Origin of the sequence: Collimonas sp. OK607, from assembly GCF_900111995.1 — a bacterium.
Lineage (GTDB): Bacteria > Pseudomonadota > Gammaproteobacteria > Burkholderiales > Burkholderiaceae_D > Collimonas.
In genome coordinates, this window is sequence record NZ_FOKF01000008.1 from 79,524 (window position 1) to 101,641 (window position 22,118).

The window sequence follows — 22,118 nt, forward strand, 5'->3', positions numbered from 1 at the left end:
TCTGAACGATGCGAACAGAAATTACAAATGCCCTTCTATTTTTAACATTGAGCGAGAGGTTTTCGCTTGAAAAATAGAGTTTTAATACGCGGCTTTAGTATAAAGCTTTATACCATTATAACGATCTACTCATTGCTTCCTCATTGCATCATACAGCGCATGTAATCGGACTACTTGCGGCAATAGCGCAGCTGGGTCGCTATTATTGATAATCACATCGTCGGCGGCCTGCAGGCGTTGCTGTCTGGTGGCTTGTGTCGCCATGATGGCTTGTACTTGTGACTGGTTCAGCGCATTGCGCTGCATCACGCGATGTAATTGAACCTGTTCGTCGCAATCCACGACAAGTATGCGCTTTACCCGTTGCGTCCAGTTGCCGGACTCAATCAACAGAGGTACCACGAAGATCACGTACGCGCCTTCAGCACGTTCCGCCGCGCTGGCGGTTTCGGCCCGGATCAAGGGATGCAAAATCGATTCCAGGCGCTGTTTTGCCGACGCATCTGAAAATACATGGGCACGCATTTTTGCTCTGTCCATGGCGCCGTTGGCGTCGATGAAGGCGCTGCCGAATTCGGCAATAATCGGCGCGATGGCGATGCCATTCGCCGCGGTCAGCTGATGGGCGATGGCATCGGTGTCGATAACGGCGGCGCCGCGTTCGGCAAACATGTTGGCAACGGTGGTTTTGCCGCTGCCGATACCGCCGGTCAGGCCGACGGTGAATCTGTCAGTGGTTGGCGCTAGCTTGTCGTCATTTGCCGCATCGTGCTGGTTCATACGATGTTAGGTAGCAAAACCGAAATAAGTTTCCAGAATTGTCCGGCCATAAAGCAAGGCGAGCAAGCCGGCGGCAGCCAGATAGGGGCCGAAAGGGATCGGTTTGTCGCGTCCGTGGCGGGTAAAAACGATGAGTGCAATGCCGACTGCCGCGCCCACTAGTGACGAAAACAGGATAACGATGGGGAGCATTTTCCAGCCCAGCCAGGCGCCAAGCGCGGCCAGCAACTTGAAGTCGCCGTATCCCATGCCCTCTTTGCCGGTCAGCAGTTTGAATGCCCAGTAAATCGTCCACAGGCTCAGATAGCCGGCAGCAGCGCCAATCACGGCGTCCTGCAACGGCACGAACAGGCCGGACAGGTTTAGCAGTAGGCCGATCCATAACAAAGGCAGAGTCAGGTCATCGGGCAGCAATTGTGTATCGGCATCGATAAATGTCATCGCGATCAGCAGATAGACAAACACCAAGGTCGCCAAGCCGAGCCAGCCGCTGCCGAAGTGCCAGATCAGCAGTGCTGACAGGGCGCCGGTCAATGCTTCGACCAGCGGATAGCGGATCGAGATCGGGGTCTTGCAGCCAGCGCATTTACCGCGTAAAGCCAGGTAACTCAGTACCGGCACATTCTCCAGCGCGCCGATCTGGCGTTTGCATTGCGGGCAGGCCGAACGCGGCACCACCAGGTTGTAACGCTCGGTATGGGGCAGTGGCTTGCCGCTTTCGTGGGCGACATAATTGTCCGATTCACGCTGCATCATGATCGGTAATCTATGAATCACTACATTCAGGAAACTGCCGATCAACAATCCAAAAACAGCTGCCAGTGCGGTGGGAAGCAGGCTTCCCGCCGCCAGGAAAAAAATACCATCTTGCATCAGACCACCGAACCCAGTTTGAAAATTGGCAGATACATGGCGATAACCAGGCCACCGATCAGTACGCCCAGGATGACCATGATTAATGGTTCCATGAGACTGGACAAGGATGCCACGGCATCATCCACTTCTGCTTCATAGAAATCGGCAACTTTACCCAGCATGTTATCCAGCGAGCCGGACTCTTCCCCGATTGATACCATCTGCGTCACCATGTTCGGGAACACATTGGAGTTTTCCATTGCAGTTGTCAAACTGGTGCCGGTGCTGACTTCGCTCTGAATTTTTTTGGTTGCGTCCAGATAAACCGCATTGCCCGATGCGCCGCCTACGGAATCGAGCGACTCCACCAATGGCACGCCGGCGGCAAACATGGTTGCCAAAGTGCGGGTCCAGCGCGCAATCGTGGCTTTACGTATCACCGGGCCGAAAATTGGCGCTTTTAGCAGCGCCTGGTCCATGAAACGCTGCACTTTCAGCGAACGTCTCCAAGATTGGAAGAACAGGTACAAGCCGGCAAATATGGTAGGGAAGATGATGTACCAGTTAGACACCGTGAAATCCGAGATGGCCATCACGAAAAGGGTCGGTGCCGGCAAGTCGGCGCCGAAGCTGGAAAATACCTGTTTGAACGCCGGCACCACCCAGATCATGATGACAGCAGTAACGATAAAGGCCACCGCAAGAATAGAGACTGGATAGAACATGGCCGATTTAATCTTGCTTTTGATAGCGAGGGTTTTTTCTTTGTAGATCGCCAGCCGTTCCAGCAAATCTTCCAGGATACCGGCTTGTTCGCCGGCGCCGACCAGATTGCAGAAGAGCGGGTCGAAATACAGCGGAAACTTGCGGAATGCCTGGCTCAGGCTGGTACCGGTTTCAACATCGCCACGGATATCATTCACCAGTTTCGATACCGACGGATTGGCATGGCCCTTGGCGACGATATCGAAGGACTGCAGCAGCGGCACGCCAGCCTTCATCATGGTCGCCAGTTGACGGGTAAACAAGGAAATATCCTTGTCGGAAATTTTCTTTCCGCTGCGGAAAGTCTTCTTTTTGACTTTGGTGACAAGGATACCCTGACGCCGCATGGTGACGTTGACCACGGTCTCGCTGCCTGCGCGCAATTCACCTCGAATTACCTTGCCCTTTTTATCTTTGCCCTCCCAAAGATAAACCCACTCCTTGACCTGACGTGAGCTTGCAGCGCTACGTGCGGCAGTTGCCATGAACTATTCCCCTAATTAGATATTGGTGCAGCCAAGCACTTCTTCGAGGCTGGTCAGCCCTTGTTTAACTTTTACTAATCCCGACAAGCGCAAGGTTTTGACGCCTTCGCGCATCGCCTGTGCTTCGATTTCCAGCGCCGTGCCGTGCGCCAGGATAATGCGTTCTATTTCTTCTGTAATCGGCATGATTTGATAGATGCCGACGCGTCCCTTGTAGCCAGTGCCGTTGCAGCGGTCGCACCCGACTGCCTTGTAAGGCATCCAGGTGCCGTCGATGTCATCTTCGGTGAACCCGGCTTCGAGCAAGGCTTCTTCCTGGATCGTAATAGGCTGTTTGCAACTGCACAGGCGACGTGCCAGCCGTTGTGCCGTGATCAGGATCACCGATGAGGCGATATTGAAAGCGGGCACACCCATATTCATCAAGCGGGTCAGGGTCGATGGCGCATCGTTGGTATGTAGTGTGGAAAACACCATATGACCGGTTTGCGCTGCCTTGATCGAGATGTCGGCGGTTTCCAGGTCGCGGATTTCACCCACCATGATGATGTCGGGATCCTGCCGCAGGAAAGCTTTCAGCGCCACCGGAAAAGTCAGTCCGGCACGGTCGTTGATGTTGACCTGATTGACCCCGGGCAAATTGATTTCGGCAGGATCTTCAGCGGTGGAGATATTGATGCCAGGCTGATTCAGGATGTTCAGGCAGGTATATAGCGATACGGTTTTACCGGAACCGGTCGGGCCGGTCACCAGCACCATCCCGTATGGGCGCTGAATGGCGTCCATTAAAATGGCTTTTTGATCCGGATCGTAACCCAGCGCATCAATCCCCATCTGGGCCTGGCTCGGGTCCAGGATACGCATTACGACTTTTTCGCCGAACAAGGTCGGCAATGTGCTGACCCGGAAATCGATCGCACGGGTTTTGGAAACGACCAGGCGCATGCGGCCGTCTTGCGGCACCCGCTTTTCGGAAATATCCAGCTTGGAGATCACCTTGATGCGGGATACCAGTTTTTCCTTGATCGACAGCGGCGGCTGCGCCATGTCGCGCAATACGCCGTCGACCCGGAAACGGATTCGGTAGAATTTTTCAAACGGCTCGAAATGCAAGTCGGACGCACCTTGGTTGATGGCGTCGGTCAGGATTTTTTGCAAAAAGCGAACTACCGGCGCATCGTCGATATCAGTGGCTGCTGCATCTGCAACAGCTACCGCGTCTTCTTCGACGAAATTGATTTCCTGTTCGTCGCCGACCATCTCATTCAGGCTTTGCTCGGCCGATTTGGCCAGCTTCTGAATATGTTTGAGCAGGATCGGATGTTCGACGATGATAGGTTCAACCGTCAGCTCGGTTTGAAACTTGATCTGGTCCAGCGCCTGGGCATTGGTCGGGTCTGACAGTGCAACGTAGATTTTGTTGCCGCGTTTCGCCAGCGCCAGCACGGTATGGCTTTCCATCAGCTTGGCGTCGATGGCTTTTTCCGGCAGCGTGCTTAAATTGAGCACGCTCAGGTCTAGCTGTGGATAACCAAAGGTCTCGGCGCAAAACAGGGCGAGCGCACGCGCATCCAGGTGGCCGCTTTCCAGCAAGGCGGCGATAAACGGCGTTTGACTGTCGCTCGATTTCTTGTGCAGGGACTCTATCTGTGGCGCTGAAAGACGCCCGGCTTGCAGCAATGCACGCGCCAGTCCGGAGATCGGACTGGTGGAACTGGAGTTGGGAAATACTGCTGCCATAGAGGGGTCAATACCAAAAGATGTGCCGAACCATTCGAACCGACCAATGATGCCCTACGGGAAACTCACTTGTAAAGGATTTGTGAAGAAATGTGTCGTAAAAGTTGCTGTTGGGCAGTATTTTTAGTGTTCTTGTAGTTTATTCGGCCGCATCAATTTTGCAACCTTGATCGCCTGGTTTTGCACTTGTACGATTTCTATGATGCATCCGGCAATTTTCAGGCTGACGTTATTATCGGGAATATCTTGTAGCCATTCCAGTAACAAGCCGTTCAAGGTCTTGGGACCGTCAAGCGGGAAATTCAAACCGAGGCGTTTGTTGATATCCCGCAGGGTAGTAGCGCCCTCGAGCAGGCATTGCCCTTGCGGACTCCAGGAAAAACTGTCGGCACGCGCCGCACCCGGCTTGGAAGTGGTGAATTCGCCGATCATTTCTTCAATGATATCTTCCAGGGTCACCAGTCCCTGCACTTCGCCATACTCGTCGACGATGATACCCAGGCGTTCGTGGTTTTCCTGGAAATATTGCAATTGCGTGAATACGTCGGTGTCTTCCGGCACGAAGTAGGGGGTGGTGAGCAACTGGCGAAAGTGTTCGACCGTCAGTTCTTCTTCCTGATTCAATAATGCCATTGCCTTGCGCACATGCAAAATACCGACGATCTGGTTGATTTCACCTTCATATACCGGCAATTTGTTGTGGTAGCAGGTAGTCAGCTGATGTTTGATATCCTCCACCGAGGCGGACAAATTCAGCGCTTCGACTTGCGCTCTCGGCGTCATGACATCTTCCACCGAGATTTTTTCCAGGTCGAACAAATTCAGCAAGATGCTCTTGTGCTTTTGCGGCATGAAATTGCCGCCTTCCAGCACGATAGAGCGTAACTCTTCCGGCGATACGCGTTGTTCCTGCGCGTTTTTCCCGGTTTTGATATGCAGGATCTTCAGGATCGCCGACACGAACAGATTGACGAACCAGATCAGCGGTTTAGCCAGCGCCATCAACGGTTTGAGTACGAAGCTGGTGGGCAAGGCAATACGTTCGGGATAAGTCGCGCCGATGACTTTCGGCGTAATTTCGGCGAATACGATCAGGAGGAAGGCAACTGACGCAGTGGCGACGGTGATCACTTTCTGGTGATTGCCGAATGTCGTAATGGCAATCGCCGTCACCAATGCCGTGGCCAGGGCGTTGACCAGTGTATTGACGATCAGGATCAGCGACAGCAGTTTATCTGTGCGTTCGAGCAGCCACAGCGTGGTAGTGGCTGCCTTGCTGCCGCGCTTGGCCAGATGGCGCAGGCGATGCTTGTTGGCGGCCACCAGAGCGGTTTCCGCCATTGCAAAAAAAGCCGACAGGAAAATGAGTACTACTAGTGCAAGAATCTGCACCCATATGGGCACGGCATCCAAAGGGTCACCGTAAGATGAAAGGTTAAAAAGGTTAACCAGCCAACGTGTCGACTGGTCGAGGTGAGAGGATTCGAACCCTTTGACTGTAACGTCATGATTTAAAACAGCTTTCACCCGCAGCCTAGACCAAATTTCTGGACCAAGTTTTGTACCAACGGATTTTAACTTACTCTAGCCATTAGGGGCAAATGCAATGTCGCAAAGCAAGTTGAAAACAGTAACAGATAATTTATTCCTACAACTTGAAATTTGCATGGACAGCCTGGACACATGGACAGGCTGCTTTTATTTACCCGGCACCCTGATACATTTCAAGCATGAAATCTGTAACGGCCTTCCCGAAATTCTCCGTCAGCGGCTGCTTTAAAATCCCCAGCAAAAAATAATCCGTGTAATTGATCGCCTTGGAACCATCACCAGATTGAGCAACTATCCACAATGCGACGATTGCCAGCATAGTGCGCTTATCCAGATTTTTAGTCCTGCAACTTTGTGCGATCGCATTTCTGGTCGGACTGGCGACCAGCTTGTCCAGGTCTGCATGCGAACGGCACCATGCACCTTTAAATTGGAACTCAACCATATATTGCAGCAGCGTGTGGCATTTTTCATCATTGGTGATATTGATTTCGCGGGTGATCAGCAAAATATGAGCATGAGGATTTCCCTTTTTATTATGGATGACCACGTCAGCAATCATGCCCTTGCTGGTGAGCTGAGTATGTACAAATCGCTCAAGCAAAATAATGTGCTGCCAAGGTGATAATTCAATCGGTAAGGCGACTTCTATTTCACGGGCTATACGTCGTTACTCGACGTGTGCTCAAAGCTGAAAGCCAAAACAAAAAAAGACGTTCAAGGAGAAAAGAACTATGGCGATATACCACCTGAGTGTAAAAGTGATTGCACGATCTTCTGGACGAAGTGCCACAGCCGCCGCCGCATACAGGGCTGGCGAGAAAATTCACGACAGTCGCACCGGTCAAATTTTTGACTACACTAGAAAAAAGGAAGTGTCATATCGCCGTATCTTCACGCCGTCCAATGCACCACAATGGATGAAAGACCGGGAACAGCTTTGGAATGCCGTAGAGCAGGCAGAAACCAGAAAGGATGCACAGGTATCGTCGTCTTGAGGATTGGGTAATGATTGATCAAAATACCCATGTCACTCAGACCGTCAAACAGCTATCTCGCATCCAAGTCCGTGGGCAAGTTCCTGCCTGATTAGCTTTCTTTTGCGACTCTCGATTTCTTCCAAGCTTTGGCGAGCTTGGATCACCTCATTGATCGATTTGCAACGATAGGCCGCAACCTTGTTTCGGTTCGGAGGAAGTTGCTGGATGATGTCCACGAAATGATTGGCATCATCTTGCGAGAAGTGAGTGACCGGTTTATCGCCAATCACGTCAATCAGCAGATTGTAGGCTGACGTGTAATCGTCAAGACTGGCCTTGCTGAGACCTGACTTCTCCCGCTGACGCAGATAGATCGGGAAAATCTGTGACAACATGTTCTTGTCAGCACTTGCCGTGGGCTGGGACGCTGGCTGTTCTGGTCTGGAGGGCTGCAGGTTGGCTTGTGCTTCTGCCTGAGCCTCAGCGGCGTAGGAGGCACGGAGTGTTGCCAGAACTTTGTTGAAAGCTTCAACATCAAGTGGATTGTTGCTGTCCACACTAATGCCTTTGAGTTTGGTTCCCCCAATTTCCAGACTTTCAATTTCAAACGTTCGGATGTTGTCAAAATCAATGTCTGGAATCTTTGCCATGTCTTTTCTGAATACCTTAAGTTTTTGTAAGACATTAGCAGACATGTTGGCCGCCATCAATAACGCTGCTCGGCGATCATGGGTGCGCAGGGACTTGCGGATTTCAGACTTACCGATACGTTGGCGCAGATCGTGGGGAATTGCGAAGCGGAAATAGTATCCACTAGGGCGGAGCAACAGATAGGGTGGCATTCGCACAGGTCATTTCCTTTATGAGAAATGGACCAGTGTTTGGACCAGACTGCGATTTTCTTGGTCTAAAAGTCGAATTAAATCAAGTGGTTACAGTAATGGTCGGGGTGAGAGGATTCGAACCTCCGGCCTCTACGTCCCGAACGTAGCGCTCTACCAGGCTAAGCTACACCCCGATCTAGCTGCTCAATAACTTGAACAGGTTTTGGGGCTGCCGATCGGCAGTCCCCTTGCTGAATTCTTAGTGATTCCGGTCTACTGCGAATGCTGATAATTGTAGCAAAGAATCCTTGAACTGACTATTTGGCAACCCCGAGATCGCTGCTGCCGCGCGCTGCGCCGCTTTCTCCGCTTCGTGCCGCGTGTAGTCCAATGCGCCTGAACTGGTAATGGCAGCCAGGATTTCATCGAAATGCTGCTCATCGCCATTCTCGATGCAACTGCGTACCAGCGCCCGTTGCTCGGGAGTGCCATTTTCCATCAGGTAGATCAGGGGCAGGGTTGGCTTGCCTTCGCGCAGGTCGTCGCCGACATTCTTGCCGATATCGCTGGCGTTGCCGGAATAATCCAGGACATCGTCGATCAGCTGGAACGCGGTGCCAAGCGAGCGGCCATATTCGCCTGCGGCTTCAATCACGTCGTCGCCGGCGCCGGCGATCAAGACGCCGAGCTGAGCTGCCGCTTCAAACAACTTGGCGGTCTTGGAGCGTATTACCTGCAGGTAGTTTTCTTCCGAGACGTCCGGATTGTGCATGTTCAGCAATTGCAGCACTTCGCCTTCGGCGATAACGTTGGTGGCGTCCGCGACAATCTGCATCACGCGCGCATTATCGACCGCTACCATCATCTGGAAGGCGCGTGAATACAGGAAATCGCCAACCAGTACCGAGGCGGCGTTGCCGAACAGTGCGTTGGCGGTCTGGCGCCCACGCCGCAGAGACGATTCGTCGACCACGTCGTCATGCAACAGGGTGGCGGTATGGATGAATTCGATCACCGCTGCCAATTCGTGGTGTTTGTCGCCGCCATAGCCGTATGCCTGGGCCATCAGCAAGACCAGTACCGGGCGCAGGCGCTTGCCGCCGGCGCTGATGATGTATTCGGCGATCTGGTTCACCAGCGGCACTTCGGAATGCAATTGCCGGCGAATCACCGCATTGACCGCTTCCATATCGGCCGCGATCGGGGACATCATGAATTGTGAGGATGAAGTGTTGGGAGCGGCTGACAAAATAAAACCTGTTGGAAATCGATTGTGCCGTGATTATACGATGACAGGCGTGATTACGGCCTGTCGACATCAAATTGGATCTTGCCCGATTTTATAGCAGCGATGCTGAACGGCTCCGGTTCCCGCCTTGCGTGGAACGACGCCGCTCAGTCGCAGCAATATTGCTATCCCTTCAACTTTGCAAAGGCCGCTGCCATGGCGCCATTTGCCGGCACCGGTGCTGCCTGCCGTTGCTGCGACATGCGCTTGGCGTCATTACGGTCCGCACGCTGCTCGGGCTTGGCGCCGGCAACCGGTGCGTTATCGGTCAAACGCATGGTCAGCGCGATACGTTTGCGCTTTTCGTCGACTTCCAGCACTTTGACTTTCACCACCTGGCCGGCTTTGACGACGCTGTGCGGATCCTTGACGAAGGTGTTGGAGAGTGCGGAAATATGCACCAGGCCATCCTGATGCACGCCGATATCGACAAATGCGCCAAACGCGGCCACATTGGTGACCACACCTTCCAGGATCATGTCGGGCCGCAGATCGCGAATTTCCTCGACGCCATCCTTGAAGGTAGCGGTGGTGAATTCCGGACGTGGATCGCGGCCCGGTTTTTCCAGTTCCTTGAGGATGTCGGCGATGGTCGGTACACCGAATTTGTCATCGGCATATTTAGCCGGGTTGAGCGACTTCAGCAATTTGTCATCGCCGATTACACCCTTGACGTCCTTCTTGATGTCGGCCAGGATTTTTTCCACCAGCGGGTAGGATTCCGGGTGCACCGCGGAGCCGTCCAAAGGATTATCGCCATTCATGATGCGCAAGAATCCGGCGGCTTGTTCGAAAGTTTTATCGCCCAGCCGCGGCACGTCGCGCAGCGCGGCACGCGAGCCGAACATGCCCTTCATGTCGCGATAAGTGACGATACTTTGGGCGACGCTGGCGTTCAGGCCGGAAACACGCGCCAGCAGCGGCGCCGATGCAGTATTGACGTCCACACCGACTGCATTCACGCAATCTTCCACTACCGCATCCAGCGAGCGCGCCAGCTGGGTCTGGCCGACGTCATGCTGATACTGGCCGACGCCGATCGATTTCGGATCGATCTTGACCAGTTCCGCCAGCGGATCTTGCAGGCGGCGCGCGATCGATACGGCGCCGCGCAGCGAGACATCCATGTCCGGCAATTCACGCGAAGCGAACTCGGAGGCCGAGTAGACCGAAGCGCCGGCTTCCGACACCACGATCTTGGTCAGTTTCAATTCCGGCCGCAGCTTGATCAGATCTTGCGCCAGCTTGTCGGTCTCGCGCGAAGCGGTGCCGTTGCCGATTGAAATCAGCGATACCTTGTGTTTTTCCGCCAGCTGCGCCAGCGTGTGCAACGAGCCATCCCAGTCATTGCGTGGCTGATGCGGATAGATTGCAGTGGTGTCGACTACCTTACCGGTGGCATCGATTACCGCCACCTTGACGCCGGTGCGCAGGCCAGGGTCTAGCCCCATGGTGGCGCGTGGTCCGGCTGGCGCTGCCAGTAACAATGCTTTCAGGTTGAGGGCAAAGACGTTGATCGCCTCGACCTCGGCTTTTTCGCGCAGCTTCGTCATCAGTTCGGTTTCCAGATGCATGAAAACCTTGACGCGCCAACTCCAGCGGACTGTGTCGCTCAGCCATTTATCGGCGCTGCGATTCTTGTTGCTGATACCGAAACGGGCGGCGATGCGTCCTTCGCACGGATTGTGCGGCGCATCCCATTTCGGTTTTTCTTCTTCGGTATCGAGACGCAGCACGACATTCAGGATCTCTTCGCGGCGGCCGCGGAACAGCGCCAGCGCCCGATGCGATGGAATGGTGCCGATGGTTTCGGAATAGTCGAAGTAGTCGGCGAATTTTTCACCGGCATCCTGCTTGCCTTCCACCACTTTCGATTCGACTACGCCATGTTCGGTCAGATATTCGCGCAGAGCTTGCAACAGCGTCGCATCTTCCGAAAAACGCTCCATCAGAATTTGGCGGGCGCCGTCGAGTGCGGCCTTGGCGTCGGCGACGCCAGGATTGTCGCCGTTGTCGGTACTGAATGCCGGCTTCAGGTATTTGTCCGCTTCTTGTTCCGGATTCAGATCGGGATTCGCCAGCAGCGCATCCGCCAACTCGGTCAAACCGGCTTCGGCAGCGATTTGCGCCTTGGTGCGGCGTTTGAGTTTGTACGGCAGGTACAAGTCTTCGAGACGAGTCTTGTCTTCCGCCAGGGTGATTGCCTGCAGCAGTGCCGGGGTCATTTTGCCTTGTTCCTCAATCGAGGTCAGGATCGCACCACGGCGCGCTTCCAGCTCGCGCAGGTAACGCAGACGCTCTTCCAGCAAGCGCAGTTGGATATCGTCCAGGCCGCCAGTGGCTTCCTTGCGGTAGCGAGCGATAAATGGCACGGTGGCGCCTTCGTCCAGAAGGGCGACGGCAGCGGCGACTTGCGCCGGTTTGGCGGCAAGTTCAAGGGCGAGACGTTGTTCGATCGAAGGCAGCATGAGGAGTCTTAAGAATGAAAATCAAGCGTTGGATGATACGCAATCCAGATAATTCCGCCAGTCTTGACAGTCCGAAAAGAAATCCGCCGGAAAATTCCAGTTAACTAAACGTCAATCACATCGTCACAATATATTTCTCAATGGTATTATTTACGCCATGCCGGATAGTCAACTGTAGGGCTAGTCTGTCAAGAATGGATGAAGGTGGGTTGCAAATGAAAAATATTGTTAAATAAGTATCTTTTCTTGTTTGTCGATGAATCAGCAAATATGCTTGTGGCCGAATGCGGCAGGGGCGCGGATCCAAGGGATGTCCCAGGTTCTGCCGCTTATAAGGGAACTTACACGTAGTATTTTTTCAGGAGTCGAATATGCATCTATCTAAACGTCTGGGGGCAGAAGCTCTTGGCACATTCTGGCTGGTTCTCGGTGGTTGCGGCAGCGCCGTGCTGGCAGCGGGATTTCCGGGCCTCGGCATCGGTTTCCATGGTGTGGCACTGGCTTTCGGTTTGACCGTGCTGACAATGGCATTTGCGATTGGCCATATTTCCGGCTGCCATCTGAATCCCGCAGTGACGCTTGGGCTGGCTACCGCCGGCCGCTTCCCGAAAAGCGAAATTCTGCCTTACTGGGTTGCGCAGGTCGTAGGCGGCATCGTTGCGGCGGGAATTTTATATCTGATCGCTACCGGCAAGCCGGGCGCGGAGATCGGCGGTTTCGCGGCGAATGGTTATGGTGAACATTCTCCGGGCCTGTTTTCAATGAGTGCGGCCTTGATCACTGAAGTGGTCATGACCTTCATGTTCCTGATTGTGATTCTGGGTGCTACCGACAAGCGCGCGCCGGCGGGTTTTGCACCGATCGCAATCGGCCTGTGCCTGACCTTGATCCACCTGATCAGCATCCCGGTCACGAATACTTCGGTGAATCCGGCGCGCAGCACTAGCCAGGCATTGTTTGTCGGCGGTTGGGCTTTGCAGCAGCTGTGGCTGTTCTGGCTGGCGCCGCTGGTTGGGGCCGTCATTGCAGGCGTTGTGTATCCGGCGATCTGGGGTGAGAAGGAAGACTAGAAGAAGGACTGATGGATTGATTTTGCGATTCTGCAAGAATGTGAAAAAGCGCGGCATGCCGCGCTTTTTTGTTTTCTGATCTACTGCGCTACCGTGTTTTACGGCGCTTTATATCTACCGCCGCTGACGCGCTCGATAGCGGCAATATCTACCCAACTTTGCACCGTATCGAACCGCTGCGCCTGCAACAACGCCCGTACTGCCGGAGCCTGATCGTAGCCATGCTCCATCAACAACCAGCCGCCATCTTTCAGGTAGCGGCCGGCGCCGTCGATAATGCTGCGCAGCGCGCTCAAACCATCCGCGTGGTCGGTCAGCGCATCCTGCGGTTCGAAGCGCAAGTCGCCCTGGGTGAGATGGCTGTCGCCGGCAACGATATACGGTGGATTGGCAACGATCACATCGAACTGCTGGTCCGGCTGGTTCGTCAATGCGCTATACCAGTTGCTTTGCAATAGCTGCAGCCGGGAGTGGCCTGGCGTCAGGTGGCGTGCAGCATTGCGGCTGGCCACGGCCAATGCAGCGGCGCTGACATCCAGTGCCGTTACCTTCAGGTCCGGGCAGCTGTGTGCAATGGCAATTGCGATGGCGCCCGAACCGGTACCCAGGTCAAGCACGTTCAGGGTGTCCCGGGCATCGGCGGCAGGCAAATGCTGTAACGCCAGATCGACCAGCAGCTCAGTCTCGGGGCGCGGGATCAAGACGTCTGGCGTGACTTCGAGCTGCAAGCCGTAAAATTCGCGCTGGCCGACTATGTAGGCAATCGGCTCGCCCTGCAGGCGTCGTTGAAACAAGGCTGACAGCTGTTGTGCTTGCTGTGCGTCGATTATCCGCTCGTCCTGGGTAATCAACTGTATCCGCGTCAATCCCAGCACATGAATCAGCAGAATGCGGTTCTCCAGCGGATTCAGCGGCGCCTGCTTCAATACCGCGGCAATGCTGCTGCCGGCCGGTATCGCAAAAGTGTCGGGAATCGCAGGCATCAATTAATCGCGCGGCCGGTGTTAATAACTGCCATTACCGCGACCGTTGCGCTTGAACAGCGTGGCAACCAGGATCACGACCAGCACCACAGACCACAGCAGCGACCATTGCGGTATCGACAGGCCGAGGATCGGGTCATAAGGAGTCGTGCAGAGTGCATATGCGTCAACCTTGAACACGGACGGCAGCAATGTCGCCGGTGGCAGCGCGTTCATCGGTGCTTCCAGCGCATCTCTGCCGCACGAAGTCGCTGGATGGGCGATGATCCACAAATGCCAGATGGCGGTGCCGGCACCGCCCAGTCCCGCGAGAATCCCCAGTCCGGCTCCGGCTTTTTGAGCGCCGCTCGGCAGGCTGGCGCAGATCAGGCAAATCAGCGCGATCGCTGCGAATGCATAGCGCTGGATCACGCACAGCGGACACGGCTGCATGTCCTGGAAGTGCTGCAGATACAGTGCACCAGCCAGGACGGCCAGGGCGATGAAAGCGACTGCAAGCAATATGGATTTGGATGTTTTCATTTTTGGCTTATGAAATGGAGTCGTGAGGTGGGCGCCTGCGCCCACGCGTGAATTTACCGGTTCAAATTCTATCTCTTATTATCAGACTGCGTCGCCCAGCGCCGCCAGTAAATCGGCCTGGTGTTCTGCGGCCAGCGCATTGGTCAGTTCTTCCAGGTCGCCATCCATGATGAAGTCGAGTTTGTACAAGGTAAGGTTAATGCGGTGGTCGGTCATCCGGCCCTGCGGGAAATTGTAGGTGCGAATCCGTTCACTACGGTCGCCGGACCCGATCAGCGATTTGCGGGTGGCGGCTTCTTTCGATTGCTGTGCACGTAGCTGGCCGTCCTTGATGCGGGCCGCCAGCACTTTCAGGGCGGATGCCTTGTTCTTGTGCTGGCTGCGGTCGTCCTGGCATTCAACCACGATGCCGGTCGGCATGTGGGTGATGCGCACGGCAGAATCGGTCTTGTTGATGTGCTGGCCGCCGGCGCCCGAGGCACGGTAGGTATCGATGCGGATATCGGCCGGGTTGATGTCGACATCGCCGACTTCATCCGCTTCCGGCATGATGGCCACGGTGCACGCCGAAGTATGGATACGGCCCTGGGTTTCTGTGGCGGGTACCCGTTGCACGCGATGGCCGCCGGATTCGAACTTGAGTTTGGAGTACGCGCCAAAACCGATGACGCGCACGATGACTTCTTTATAGCCGCCGATCTCAGATGCCGATTCCGACACCATTTCCACCTGCCAGCGGTTGCGTTCGGCGAAGCGTGTGTACATCCGCAGCAGATCGCCGGCGAACAGCGCAGACTCGTCGCCACCGGTGCCGGCACGGATTTCCAAGAAAATATTGCGCTCGTCGTTAGGATCTTTGGGCAGCAGCATTTTTTGCAGATCGCCCTCTAACTGTTCCATGCGTGCTTTCGCCGCCTGGATCTCGTCCTGGGCGAATTCCTTCATGTCAGGATCGGATTGCATTTCCTGCGCCGCTTCGATGTCGGCGGCAGCTTGCAGATAGGATTGATATAGCGCGACCAACGGCCCCAGTTCGGCATGCTCACGCGTCAGCTTGCGATAGCTGTCCATGCTGGCGGTGGCGTCCTCCTGCATCAGCAAGTCGTTGACCTCGACCAGGCGATTGGCAAGTTGATCGAGCTTGGCGAGCATTGATGGTTTCATGGCGGGTTTCAGTCTGAACAGGGTGAATCGAAGGGGGGAACAAAAACAACGTCACGCACAGGGTCCGCGATGCAACACGGCCGTGCGGCTATAGCGCAGGCGCGCTAACGTTTAGTGCGGAACAGTTGCGGCAGGAGTGCAGCCAGGCGCGCACGTTCGTCGCCCTGGGCATTGTGCAAAGCCTGTTGCGGGCCGTGCATGAACTTGGCGGTCAGACCCTTGGAGAGGGCTTCCAGGACGACTTCGATATCTTCACCCTTGGCCAGCATCTTGCGAGCCCGTTCCAGCTCCAGCCGGCGCATGGCTTCGCTCGATTCCTGCAGGTCCTGGATCACCGGCACCACCGCCCGGTTATCGACCCAATGCATGAACGACTGCACGCGGGTCTCGATGATGGCTTCTGCTTGCGCCACTGCGGCCTGGCGGTTTTCCATGCCGGTTTGCACGATCGAACCGAGATCGTCGACGGTGTACAGGAAAATATCGTCGAGGCGGCCGATTTCGGTCTCGATATCGCGTGGCACTGCCAGATCCAGCATGAACATCGGTTTGTGGCGCCGTGCCTTGACGGCGCGTTCGACCATGCCAAGGCCGATAATCGGCAAGCTCGACGCGGTACATGAAACGATGATGTCGAAATTACCCAGTTGCGTCGGCAGATCAGCCAGCCGGATCGCCTTGCCGTCGAAACGGTGCGCCAGCAATTCGGCGCGTTCCAGGGTGCGGTTTGCTACCGTCAGGGATTTCGGATTTTGCGCGGCAAAGTGGGTGGCGCATAACTCGATCATTTCACCGGCGCCGATAAACAAGACATGCTGCCCGGCGACAGTATCGAAAATGCGTTCCGACATACGCACCGCAGCGGCGGCCATGGAGACGCTATGGGCGCCGATTTCAGTGGTGCTGCGCACTTCCTTGGCGACTGCAAAGGTACGCTGGAACAATTGGTGCAAATACGTGCCGAGTCCGCCTGCCGCTTCCGCATGGCGCACCGCATCCTTCATCTGGCCAAGGATTTGCGCTTCGCCCAGCACCATCGAATCGAGTCCTGAAGCCACCCGGAACGCATGGCGTACAGCATTGTCTTGTGGCAATGTGTACAAATGCGGCCGCAAGTCAGCGTAGGGCAGTTGGTGGTAATGCGCGAGGAAATGTGCGGTGGAGTCAATCGACGTATCGATAGCATCGGCGCCGCCGTGCTGAAAATTGCCGGCCGCATACAGTTCGGTGCGGTTGCAGGTTGACAGTATGGCAGCTTCATCTGACATGCTGGGCCCGTTGCCGCCGCCAAACCAGGCGCGCGCCGCCATCACCGCCTGACCGATCTGGTCAGCCGGGAAAGCCACCTTTTCGCGCAAGGAAACAGGCGCGGTGGTGTGGTTGAGTCCGACGGTTAGCAGGTGCATGGATGCAATTGGCAGCAGAGGATAGCAAAATCGTAATATTGTTAACCCAAGATTATACTCTTAGTAGCCAGGGAAGAAATTCCAGTCTGGCTATGGCCGTTGGTCGCCCGGTTGTGGCTATGTGGTGGCTTAATTGTGGTTTAGCCGCAACTTAGCCGGTGAGGGCTGGCAAAGTCACAATGAAAGTGCTGCCTTCGCCCAAAGTACTCTCCAGCGCGATTTCACCGAAATGGCGCTCCACTACGGTTTTGACGAATACCAGGCCGAGGCCGGTGCCGTCCGAATGCGGCTGGCCGGGGGCGCTGACACGCTGGTAACGCTGAAACAACTTGACCTGGTCGTGTGGCGCAATGCCGAACCCCCGGTCGCTGATCCGGCAGACGACCTGCGGTAGCAATTTGACGTATTTCAGGCGCAGGGTGCAAGTAATCCTGGTATCCGGCAGGCTATAGCTGATGGCGTTGGAAATCAGGTTGCACAGCGCTCGCGCCATCAGCGATCGATCGATATTGGTGAGGAATTCCTGGCCTTCGATATCGGTGATCAGCTCGATTTTCTTATTGTTGGCAAGACTCCACATTTCATCGACGGCGTCGTACAGCACATCCTGGAAATCCACCACTTCGAGCCGGTATTCGGACGATTCGGCACGCGCCAGCTGGACAAAATTATCAGCCAGCCCCAGCGTCTTGCGAGCGGCTTGCTCGATCCGGGCAAAGAATTCCTTTTGCGGCAGCGCCGAGGAAGGATTGCCCTGTAATTCGAGCAACGCCAGGATCGACGCCTGCGGCGCGCGCATGTCATGCGACAGGAAGCGCAGGGTTTCATCCCGGCTGCGCTCGGCGGCACGGATAACGGTGATGTCGACGATACTGACGATCCAGCCGGTCAGAACCTGGTGGGCGGAGTGGCAGGGGCCGCTTTTGATCAGCAGGTCTCGCCCTTGCTGGTCTTGTACAGTGGTGCCGTTGGTCAGGGTCGATACGTGTTCGAGATCGATCAGGTCCCACCAGCTGAAGGTATGGTCGGCCGAGGTATTGCTTGCCTGCGGCGTGCTCATGCTGGAAAACAGGTAGGGCAACAGCGCGCCGTCGATATTCCGTATGCCGGCCGCGGCGAAGTAGTCCCGGGCAAATTGATTGGACACCAGCACATGGCCATCGATGGTGGTGATCAGGGTAGCGTCCGGCAGGCTATTCACGCTATCGGAAATAAACTGGCGCAAATCGCGCACCCGGCGCGCGGCAACGCGCATGGCATTGATGCGTTGCTCGAGCAAGTCTTCCACCTGCTGCGGCGCCGGTTCGGAATTCACCTCGGGCAGCAGATGCGGTTCCTGGTCCAGCAGCATGAATTCCTGTCCAAGATAGGAAATCGCCGATTCGAGGCGGATCCAGTTCCATATCGGATGGGCGATGGCCAGCGCAATCAAGGCGGCGGTCGGCGCAATCCAGAGCCCCAGTGTCAGCAGGAAATAGCTGACCGCCATCGTCAGCAGCATCAGGGTTACCGTGATCAGCAAGGAGATGCGCGGCGTCCACAGCAGGTAGCTGGATAGCGCGATCAGGACCGGAACGATGCTAAAGAGCGCCGTTTGCAAAGGCCGCGCGATGCTGATTGTTTTGTGATCGAGCAGGCCAGCCAGGATGTTGGCATTGATTTCGATGCCTGGCATGACGCCGGAGGTACCCGACACCGGGGTCGGAAAAGTATCTGCCATGCCGAGCGCGGTGGCGCCGATCAACACGTATTTGCCAGTAAAAAATTGATCAGGAACATCGCCGCGCAATACCGACGCATAAGGCACAGAGCGGAAATGGCCGCTGCTGCCGGCGAACGGAATCTGGATTTGATAGTCGCGTTGCCAGCTGTCTGCCTTGTGCTGGTCGGGGTCGGCTGGCGTGCTGCTTAGCCGAGCGCCTGGCAGGTCGCCGTCTGCCTTGGTAATCCTTTGCCCGGCGACACCAGCCAGTGCTACCGAAAAATGCGGCCACCATTTGCCGTCCTGGCCTTCCTGCAGAAAGACACTGCGCACGACGCCGTCCGGATCGAGTTCCAGATGGATATGGCCGAGGCTGCGGGCGGCAGCAAGAAAATCCGGCGTCGGCAACAGAGCCTTGAGGCCGGGACCGGCACTGGCGACGACTATTGGCAACACTGTCACCTTGCTGGCGGCAAGCGCCTTGGTCAGTGCGCGGTCGTCTGCACGCTGGCCGGAAGACTGTCCTTGTTCTGCTTCCGACATGATGACATCGAGCCCGATAGCCAACGGGTTGGCGTGCATGATCCGGTTCAGCAGCTTGGCGTGCAGGCTGCGGTCCCATGGCCAGCGGCCGAGTTTGCTGATGCTGTAATCGTCAATGGCGACGATGATGATGTCGTCGCGCGCCGGCCGCGAATCGGCCCGCATGAACTGGTCGTACAAGGTTCTGTCGAGACGGCCGAGGCCGTTCACATAACCCATGCTGCCGGCCACGATCAGCATCAGGATGGTAATCGCCATCCATTGGCGAAACGCCACCCGTTTGATGAGCGGTATAACCTGCTTGATCATGTCCGGCTGGCGATGGTTTGCATGGTTGCGGCGGGCCTGGGTTGACTTGGGTTAAGTTAAGACCCGGCGTTGGTACTGCCGCTCGCATTGAGCAAAGGCGTACCGTCTCCGGTGATCCAGCGGCTGCCGATATAGACCTTTTGCGACGGCGAAAACGGGCTTACATAGCTGTCGGAATCAGTGACTTTGATGCGAATGAAATAGGTGCCGCTGGCTGGACGCGGCACGTTGATTTCCGGTGTCGTCGTGGTTTGCGTCAACAACAGTGTCGAGAAACCGGCGTCGCGGCCGATCTCGACCAGGAACGTTTGTCCCGGCTCCGCGTTCCAGCGAAATGACAGGTCGCCATCAATCGCATCGGCAATTTTTGGCACTTGTAGTGCCGGCAACAAGTCAAAGCTGTGCGGGTCGCTGTAAGGTCCTTGATCGCGGCCGCCGGTTTGTTCGACGATGGTTGCCACGCGCCAGTAATAGGTCCCCAGCGCCAGTTTGCCGGCGCTGAATTGCGGCGCAGCGAGTGCGGCCTGGTCAACGATCAGCTGCTTGAATGCGGCATCGCTGGCGACTTGCAAATGGTAGGCTTGCGCATTACTGACTTCGGCCCAGCTGAACACTACATCTTCGCTGCGTGATTTGTTTTTCGGTTCGATCGAAAATGGCGGCTCTGGCCGCGCTTTCAATTTAAACGCGGTTATCTGCGGGATGCCTTGCAAACCCATCTGGTCGAGCGCGGTAAGGCGAACGAAATACGCGCCGTCCTCAAGTCCGTTGATCTTGATTTCGGGTGCGCCGGATTTCGAGTCCGATTCTGCCTCGCTAACGATATTGCGCGCATCGGCATCGGTGGCGATTTGCGCGCGGTAGCCATGTGCGCCCGCTACCGCGGCGACGCTAAAGCGCACAGTCGGCCGTTCTTGCAATTGCGGTTGGCCCGTGAGTCGTGGCGGGGGCAACAGCGCGACAGCGTTGCCCACTCCTTTGGCGTTGGTCACGTTACCTTGGCCCGGGTGCAAGGTAAGCGCCGGCGGCTGGTTTTTCTTTGCCACCGCAACGCCGCCGCTCAGCACTTCGGTCGTGACACTGTCGCCGACCAGGCCGACGCGGAAATCGGTGCCGCGTACGCCAGCTACCGCCAATGGCGAACGGACTTCGAAACGGCCCTTGTTTTTGTCCAGCGGCGAGACTTTGGATTCAATCCGGCCTTTCAGCAGCGTGATTTCAGTACGCGGGCTGTTGGTATAACGGGCGGTACGCAACTTGCTCAGTTTTACCTGGCTGTTGGACGGCAGTGCGATATGCGATTGATCGGGCAGGCTGAGCGACAGAAAGCTGTTGCTGCCGGTATTGATGATGGCGCCTTCGCTCAGTATGGTGCCGATGCTGATGGCGATCGGGCGGCCATCGGCGGCGACAGCGTCGATATTGCCGGACATGGCGGCTACCTGGGCAGTGCTCGGATCGTCAGGCAACAGCGCCACCGGGATGAGGATCGCGGTGCCGACCGGAATTGTGCGGTCGTTCCCGATGCGGTTGAGTTTTGCCAGCTGCGCCCAGTTGTTCTTGCTGGTGGTCAGTTGCCCGGCAATGACGCTTAAGGTATCGCCAGGTTGCGCGCGGTAAGTAACGGTTGCCGCACCCACTTCCAGCAAGGATGGATTCAACGATGAGGGAGCGGGTGGAGCAGAAGGTGAAGCAGCAAGAGAGAGTAAGGGCGCAGTAAAGAAAAGTGTCAGGAAAGCTATTTTTTTCAGTGTGCTGCGCATATTCACATTTCTGTCTGAATCAGCGCAACCGAAACGCGCCTTATCCCGTTAGTTGTTCTAGTCGATACCCATAGCTATAAACCGGGGCGAGCCGATAGCCGTTTTCTGGTCGTAATTGTAACTTACTCCGTACCCGCGAGACGTGCGTATCCATGGTACGGGACGGAATGTCGACATCGCGCGACCAGACCGCCTCGAGGATATATGCACGCGAAAGAGGGCGGCCAAGGTTGCGAAAAAACAACAAAGCCAGATCGAATTCCTTTTGGGTAATCTCAATCGGTTTGCCGGCCAGGGTCAGGCGGCCTGAGCGCGTTTCAAACAAATAGTCGTTAAATACGATTTGTTCGCTCGAATTCTGAATCGGGTAGGCGCGTCGCAACAGAGCCTGCACGCGCGCCACCAACTCGCTGCGCCGGATCGGCTTGATCATGTAGTCGTCAGCGCCGGCCGCGAGGCCTTCGACAATGTCGTCTTCGCCGGAGCGACTGGTGATGAACAAGACCGGGATAGTCTTGGGCAGTTTGTCTCTTACCCAGCGCAATACCTCCGGGCCGCTGAGATCCGGAACCTGCCAATCCAGGACCAGCATGTCGTAGCTTTCACGACGCAACTGATTCAATATCTCTTTCCCGCTCTGGAACGGATGGCAGACATGCCCACTGGATGTGAGCACCTGACAAACTAGATCGGTTTGACTGGGATCGTCATCAAGGACAGCAATTCTCATATTTTAAGTATGTTAAGTGACTTCGGCGCTGGTGGCCGGTGTCGGTGTTGTGGCGAATACAAGGAGTATATTAATCTTATTGCTACATTGCTGTAGATAAATGTTCTATATTTTTTTCCAATGTATTGCAATTGCCACAAAAAATAAAAGTTCTGTGGTGTCAGGTGCGTTTGACAAGATCATTGCCAAA

At 55.6% G+C, this 22,118-nt stretch carries 18 protein-coding genes and 1 tRNA gene; 2 read left to right on the forward strand and 17 right to left on the reverse strand.

All coding sequences use genetic code 11. From position 1 onward, the window contains the following. Positions 1–129 precede the first annotated feature (129 nt). The 6 genes from coaE to BM029_RS07965 form a co-directional block, all read right to left on the reverse strand. A complete protein-coding gene (gene coaE / locus BM029_RS07940; RefSeq protein ID WP_092434461.1) occupies positions 130–780 on the reverse strand; it encodes a dephospho-CoA kinase in 651 nt (216 codons plus the stop codon). Positions 781–786: 6 nt separating this feature from the next. Next, positions 787–1,653 (reverse strand): prepilin peptidase, encoded by an 867-nt coding sequence (locus BM029_RS07945; protein ID WP_092434463.1) that lies wholly within the window; start codon positions 1,651–1,653, stop codon positions 787–789. Further along, the gene (locus BM029_RS07950; RefSeq protein ID WP_092434466.1) at positions 1,653–2,885 is read right to left on the reverse strand and encodes a type II secretion system F family protein; all 1,233 of its coding nucleotides are present in this window, start codon (positions 2,883–2,885) and stop codon (positions 1,653–1,655) included. The genes BM029_RS07945 and BM029_RS07950 overlap by 1 nt, the downstream gene beginning before the upstream one ends. A 15-nt stretch (positions 2,886–2,900) precedes the next feature. Then, positions 2,901–4,625 carry a type IV-A pilus assembly ATPase PilB gene (gene pilB / locus BM029_RS07955; protein WP_092434469.1) on the reverse strand — a complete coding sequence of 575 codons (1,725 nt, stop codon included), beginning with the start codon at positions 4,623–4,625 and terminating at the stop codon, positions 2,901–2,903. A 123-nt stretch (positions 4,626–4,748) separates the two neighbouring features. Beyond that, positions 4,749–6,038 (reverse strand): HlyC/CorC family transporter, encoded by a 1,290-nt coding sequence (locus BM029_RS07960; RefSeq protein WP_092434473.1) that lies wholly within the window; start codon positions 6,036–6,038, stop codon positions 4,749–4,751. A gap of 289 nt (positions 6,039–6,327) precedes the next feature. After that, positions 6,328–6,840, reverse strand: coding sequence for a MobA/MobL family protein (locus BM029_RS07965; protein WP_092434476.1), 513 nt, complete (start codon positions 6,838–6,840; stop codon positions 6,328–6,330). 70 nt (positions 6,841–6,910) lie between these two features. Here BM029_RS07965 and BM029_RS07970 point away from each other — a divergent pair, with 70 nt between their 5' ends. Beyond that, positions 6,911–7,174 carry a MobA/MobL family protein gene (locus tag BM029_RS07970; protein ID WP_092434479.1) on the forward strand — a complete coding sequence of 88 codons (264 nt, stop codon included), beginning with the start codon at positions 6,911–6,913 and terminating at the stop codon, positions 7,172–7,174. 44 nt (positions 7,175–7,218) lie between these two features. On the opposite strand, the gene BM029_RS25870 is transcribed toward BM029_RS07970, so the two are convergent. From BM029_RS25870 to BM029_RS07990, 4 genes are all read right to left on the reverse strand, one after another. Next, positions 7,219–7,998, reverse strand: coding sequence for a DUF6538 domain-containing protein (locus BM029_RS25870; protein ID WP_092434482.1), 780 nt, complete (start codon positions 7,996–7,998; stop codon positions 7,219–7,221). A gap of 99 nt (positions 7,999–8,097) precedes the next feature. Further along, positions 8,098–8,174, reverse strand: a tRNA-Pro gene (locus tag BM029_RS07980). A gap of 65 nt (positions 8,175–8,239) precedes the next feature. Then, positions 8,240–9,190 carry an octaprenyl diphosphate synthase gene (gene ispB, locus BM029_RS07985; protein WP_092434629.1) on the reverse strand — a complete coding sequence of 317 codons (951 nt, stop codon included), beginning with the start codon at positions 9,188–9,190 and terminating at the stop codon, positions 8,240–8,242. A 203-nt stretch (positions 9,191–9,393) separates the two neighbouring features. Further along, entirely contained in the window at positions 9,394–11,736 is a 2,343-nt protein-coding gene (locus BM029_RS07990) for a Tex family protein (protein ID WP_092434484.1), read from the reverse strand. 371 nt (positions 11,737–12,107) lie between these two features. Between BM029_RS07990 and aqpZ the strand changes: the two genes are divergently transcribed. After that, positions 12,108–12,806, forward strand: a complete 699-nt coding sequence (gene aqpZ, locus BM029_RS07995) for an aquaporin Z (RefSeq protein WP_092434487.1) — start codon at positions 12,108–12,110, stop codon at positions 12,804–12,806. Between the two features lie 98 nt (positions 12,807–12,904). Here the strand turns inward: aqpZ and prmC are convergent, their stop codons facing one another. The 7 genes from prmC to BM029_RS08030 all read right to left on the reverse strand — a co-directional run bounded on the left by prmC (position 12,905) and on the right by BM029_RS08030 (position 21,928). Further along, positions 12,905–13,789, reverse strand: a complete 885-nt coding sequence (gene prmC, locus BM029_RS08000; RefSeq protein ID WP_092434490.1) for a peptide chain release factor N(5)-glutamine methyltransferase — start codon at positions 13,787–13,789, stop codon at positions 12,905–12,907. A gap of 21 nt (positions 13,790–13,810) precedes the next feature. Continuing rightward, positions 13,811–14,311 carry a disulfide bond formation protein B gene (locus BM029_RS08005; protein WP_092434492.1) on the reverse strand — a complete coding sequence of 167 codons (501 nt, stop codon included), beginning with the start codon at positions 14,309–14,311 and terminating at the stop codon, positions 13,811–13,813. Positions 14,312–14,392: 81 nt separating this feature from the next. Next, entirely contained in the window at positions 14,393–15,475 is a 1,083-nt protein-coding gene (gene prfA / locus BM029_RS08010) for a peptide chain release factor 1 (protein ID WP_092434495.1), read from the reverse strand. A 104-nt stretch (positions 15,476–15,579) separates the two neighbouring features. Next, the gene (gene hemA, locus BM029_RS08015; RefSeq protein WP_092434498.1) at positions 15,580–16,881 is read right to left on the reverse strand and encodes a glutamyl-tRNA reductase; all 1,302 of its coding nucleotides are present in this window, start codon (positions 16,879–16,881) and stop codon (positions 15,580–15,582) included. Positions 16,882–17,032: 151 nt separating this feature from the next. After that, positions 17,033–19,435 carry a CHASE2 domain-containing protein gene (locus BM029_RS08020; protein WP_092434501.1) on the reverse strand — a complete coding sequence of 801 codons (2,403 nt, stop codon included), beginning with the start codon at positions 19,433–19,435 and terminating at the stop codon, positions 17,033–17,035. Positions 19,436–19,491: 56 nt separating this feature from the next. Further along, positions 19,492–21,198 (reverse strand): FecR domain-containing protein, encoded by a 1,707-nt coding sequence (locus BM029_RS08025; protein ID WP_092434505.1) that lies wholly within the window; start codon positions 21,196–21,198, stop codon positions 19,492–19,494. Between the two features lie 40 nt (positions 21,199–21,238). After that, complete coding sequence (locus tag BM029_RS08030) at positions 21,239–21,928, reverse strand: response regulator transcription factor (protein WP_092355461.1); 690 nt, start codon at positions 21,926–21,928, stop codon at positions 21,239–21,241. Between the last annotated feature and the right edge of the window lie 190 nt (positions 21,929–22,118).